Genomic DNA, 3,963 nt, shown 5'->3' with positions numbered 1-3,963 from the left:
GGTCGGCGTCGACCTCGATTTTGTGCCCGCCGCCGATTTCTCGGTCATGCAGGCGCTGTTGCCGGCCTGCACGATGGTCGACGGCTCGGCCGTGCTCGACAGGTTGCGGGCCATCAAGTCGCCGCGCGAGATCGACCTGCTGCAGCAAGGCATCATCCTGTCGGAAGCCGGGCTGGAGCGGCTGCAGGTCGATGCGATGGCCGGCATGCGCCAGGCCGATCTCATTGCCCTCTACCGGCAAGGTGTCGCCACGGCCGCGTCCGGCCTGTCTCATCCGGTCCAAACTGCCGAATATGTGACGCTGGGCGCTCGGGCCAAAGATGCCGATGCGAAAGCGATGCCTGGCGATCCGCTGAAGTGCGACATGGTCTGCACGGTCGGCGGCTACGCCTCCGACATGTCGCGCAACTTCACCTTCGGGCCGCCATCCGCCGAGCAGGCCGAACTGCACGCCATTGCCGAGCGGGCCTTTGACGACGGGCTGGCGTCCCTTGTTGCGGGAACCACGCTCGCCCACGTGCATTGCGTCGCCACCGACAGCCTGGCGCGGCAAGGGCTGCGCACCTACCGCCGCGGCCATTTCGGCCATGGCGTCGGCCAGTCGGTGTTTTCCGAACAATGGCCGTTCATCGCCGCCGACAGCGATGTCGTGATCGAAACCGGCATGGTGCTGGCCTTCGAGATCCCGCTCTACATAGACGGCCTCGCCAGCTTCAATCTCGAGGACCAGTTCCTGATCACGCCGGACGGGCCCAAGCCGATGAACAGGCTGCCGCGACGGCTGGAGAGGATTGGATAACGAGGCGGGTCACTGCAGGGACAGCGCTCTACGCCCCCCTTGCCCTACCGGGCATCTCCCCCTCAAGGGGGGAGATTGGCAGCTTCGCCGTCTCGCCCACCTTACCGTGTAGATGATTTGGCGAAGGCTGTTGAGCGCGTAATCTCCCCCCTTGAGGGGGAGATGTCCGGCAGGACAGAGGGGGCGCCACGGAACTCGGCGGTGGGGTGCCAAGCACCTAACCACTCACCGCCGGCCTTCTCCCCCTCCACGGCATCTCTTGTTCCAGCTGCGCCGACGCGGCCAGCACCGTTGCCTCGTCGCCGTAGCGGCCGACCAGCTGCACGCCGATCGGGACGCCGTCTTTCGACCAGCCGAGCGGCAGCGAGATCGCCGGCTGGCCGGAGATGTTGAAGGGGAAGGCAAACACCGCGTCCGTCCATTTGGCATTGTAGCGGTCGATATCCGTCTCCGACATGTCGTAATAGCCGAGCGGGCGCGGCAGCTGCGTCAGCGTCGGGGTGATGAAGAGATCGTAGGCGCCAAGGTCGCCGACGATGTCGCGGCCGACCTGCCTGAGCTGCTCGACGTCGGAGATGTGCCTGGTGCCGCTGGTCGCACGGCCGCGCTCGATGATCGCGAAGGTCACCGCCTCGACATCGCCCGGTGTCACCGACCGCCCCATCACCGTTTCAAGGTAGTCGAAGGTCGCCGCCGTCTGCACGCAGGTCATGTTGGTGTAGGTCTTCCACACAGCATCGGCGTCGAGCGGCATGTCATGCTCCTCGACATGGTGGCCGAGCCGCTCGAGTACAGCCACGGTCTCCAGCACCGCCGCCTTCACCTCCGGATCGATCGCGGTGCCGTTGGGCGGCGTGACGGAAAAGCCGATGCGCAGCTTCGTTGGCGCCCGCGCCGACAGGCTGAGCCAGCTGCCATCAGGAACCGGCGGCGTGTAGGGGTCGCCCGGCAGCGCGCCGGCGACCGCGTCGAGATAGGCCGCCGTGTCGCGCACCGTGCGCGAGCAGCAGAGGAAATAGGCGCCGCCATACCAATAGTCGCCGAACGGCGCAAGGCTGACGCGGCCGCGCGACGGCTTCAGGCCGACGATGCCGCAGCAGGAGGCCGGGATGCGGATCGAGCCGGCGCCATCGCTGGCTTCGGCGATCGGCACCATGCGCGAAGCAATCGCCGCGGCCGCTCCGCCGCTGGAGCCGCCGGGCGTGATGCCTTCCTTCCACGGGTTCTTCGTCGCGCCGTAGAGCTTTGGCTCGGTGGTGATCGACCAGCCATTTTCTGGGGCGTTCGACTTGCCGACCAGCACCAGCCCGGCCGCCTTCATGCGGCGAACCACTTCGGTGTCGAAATCGGCGACGACATCTTTCAGGTAGAATGAGGAGTTGGTGTTCGGCGCCCCGGTCCAGGACGAGGCCAGCTCCTTGAGCAGGAATGGCACGCCGGCGAAGGGCGCTGATGTGTCGACCGTCTGCGCCTGGCCGCGCGCCATGTCGTAGAGGCGATGGATGACCGCATTGAGCGTCGGGTTGAGCCGCTCGACCAGCGTGATCGCCGCTTCCACCAGCTCCGCCGGGGTAACGTCGCCGCGCTTCACCAGCGCCGCAAGGTCCAGCGCGTCGGACTCGGCATAGGTTTTCAGCAGACTGTCGGTGACGGCGGCCATATCTCTCTCCTTCGGCGGATAGCTTGTGTTGATGCTGCTCCTGCGGAGAACTGTATTGGGGCATCGGCCCCCTCACCCAGCCTCCGCTTCGCTCGGCTGACCTCTCCCCGAGGGGAGAGGAGACTTGCAGCGCCAGCGCCACCCTCTTCTCCCCAACGGGGAGAAGGTGGCCGCGAAGCGGCCGGATGAGGGGGGCTGGCGCGACTTCAGGCCAGGTCGATGGTCCGTCCCAGTGCGATGCTCTGCTCGGCGGCCAGCACGATGCGCAGGCTGTTGACCGCCGCATCCATCTGCTCGGTGAGGTCGAGATCCTCGCGGATGGCGCGCAGGAAGAAGGCCTGCTCGCGATCGCACAGTTCCTGGTGGCCGGGTTCGTCCTCCATGCTGACGATCTCGTCGGGTTTGGAGAAATTCTTGTCGCCGTCGACAGCGGCATAGTGGATCTTCAGCGCATCGGTCTTGGTGTGGCGGTCGATGTCGGCGGAATTCGAAACCTCTGCCAGCTCGGCAACACTGCTTGCCTGCTGGCCGGCGACGATCGACACCGCGCCCTTGGGGCCGACGACGTCCTTCACGAAATAGGCCGTCTCGCTCATCATCGGGCCCCAGCCCGCCTCGTACCAGCCGACCGAACCGTCATCGAAGGTGACGTGCAGATGGCCGTAATTCTGCTTGTCGGCTTCCGCCCAGAGCTTGGCGCCGATGCCGTGCACGCGCACCGGCTTGGCGCCGGTCAGCTGGCACATGACGTCGACATAGTGGACGCCGCAATCGACGATCGGGATCAGCGAATCGATCAGGTTCTTGTGCCAGTGCCAGGCGCTGCCGCTGCTCTGCTGGTTGAGGTTGAGCCGCATCACCAGCGGCTTGCCGAGCGTCTTGCCGACCTCGATGAACTTGATCCACGACGGATGCACGCGCAGAATATAGCCGAGCACCAGCTTGCGGTTCTTGGCCCGCGCCGCCGCGACCACCTTCTCGGCATCCTCGTTGTTGGTGGCGAGCGGCTTTTCCATGAACACATGGCAGTTGGCGGCGATTGCCTTCAGCGCGTATTCGGCGTGGGTGTTCGGCCAGCTGTTGATCGAGACGGCGTCCGCTTTTGTTTCCTTCAGCGCCTGGTCGAAATCCTCGTAGAGTGGGTAGCCGGCTAACTCTTCCGGAATCTTCGTGTTGCTCTTGATCGACCGGCTCATGATGCCGACGATCTCGAAACCGTCGAGCCGGTGATAGGCGCTGGCATGCGACGCACCCATATTGCCGAGACCCACCACCAGCACTTTTACCTTGTCGGACACCGAATATCTCCCAGGTTTTGATTGAATTGTGCGCGGCGATCGGTTGCCGCTCGTATGTCTATCCGAGACAATCACCTCAGGTCAGCGCCGCCGCTCATTGCCCGGCCCTTTCCTCTCCCCCGTCGATCGGGGGAGAGGTGTCGAGCGAAGCTCGACGGAGTGGGGGTCGAGACCCTCGCCGCGCGCTTGAGGTCTCTTGCTCGTCA

3 protein-coding genes are annotated in these 3,963 nt (G+C 65.3%); 1 reads left to right on the top strand and 2 read right to left on the bottom strand.

Annotated elements, in window-relative coordinates:
- On the top strand, window positions 1-799 hold a 799-nt coding region (locus ENZ74_RS24495), incomplete at its 5' end, for a Xaa-Pro peptidase family protein (protein WP_164761176.1).
- A gap of 217 nt (window positions 800-1,016) precedes the next feature.
- Here ENZ74_RS24495 and ENZ74_RS24485 read toward each other — a convergent pair.
- Window positions 1,017-2,459: an amidase gene (locus tag ENZ74_RS24485; RefSeq protein ID WP_063169585.1), complete on the bottom strand. Its 1,443-nt coding sequence runs from the start codon at window positions 2,457-2,459 to the stop codon at window positions 1,017-1,019.
- 206 nt (window positions 2,460-2,665) lie between these two features.
- Complete coding sequence (locus ENZ74_RS24480) at window positions 2,666-3,757, bottom strand: Gfo/Idh/MocA family oxidoreductase (RefSeq protein ID WP_063169586.1); 1,092 nt, start codon at window positions 3,755-3,757, stop codon at window positions 2,666-2,668.
- Between the last annotated feature and the right edge of the window lie 206 nt (window positions 3,758-3,963).

The organism is Mesorhizobium sp. M7A.F.Ca.CA.002.15.2.1 (assembly GCF_003998715.1).
GTDB lineage: Bacteria > Pseudomonadota > Alphaproteobacteria > Rhizobiales > Rhizobiaceae > Mesorhizobium > Mesorhizobium ciceri.
The sequence above is the reverse complement of the archived record's forward strand: the minus strand, read 5'-3'. Positions and strand labels throughout refer to the sequence as shown.

Bases quoted from the DNA above. Each gene is read 5' to 3' on its own strand.
- ENZ74_RS24485 (WP_063169585.1), bottom strand. From the start codon at position 2,459: ATGGCCGCCGTCACCGACAGTCTGCTGAAAACCTATGCCGAGTCCGAC.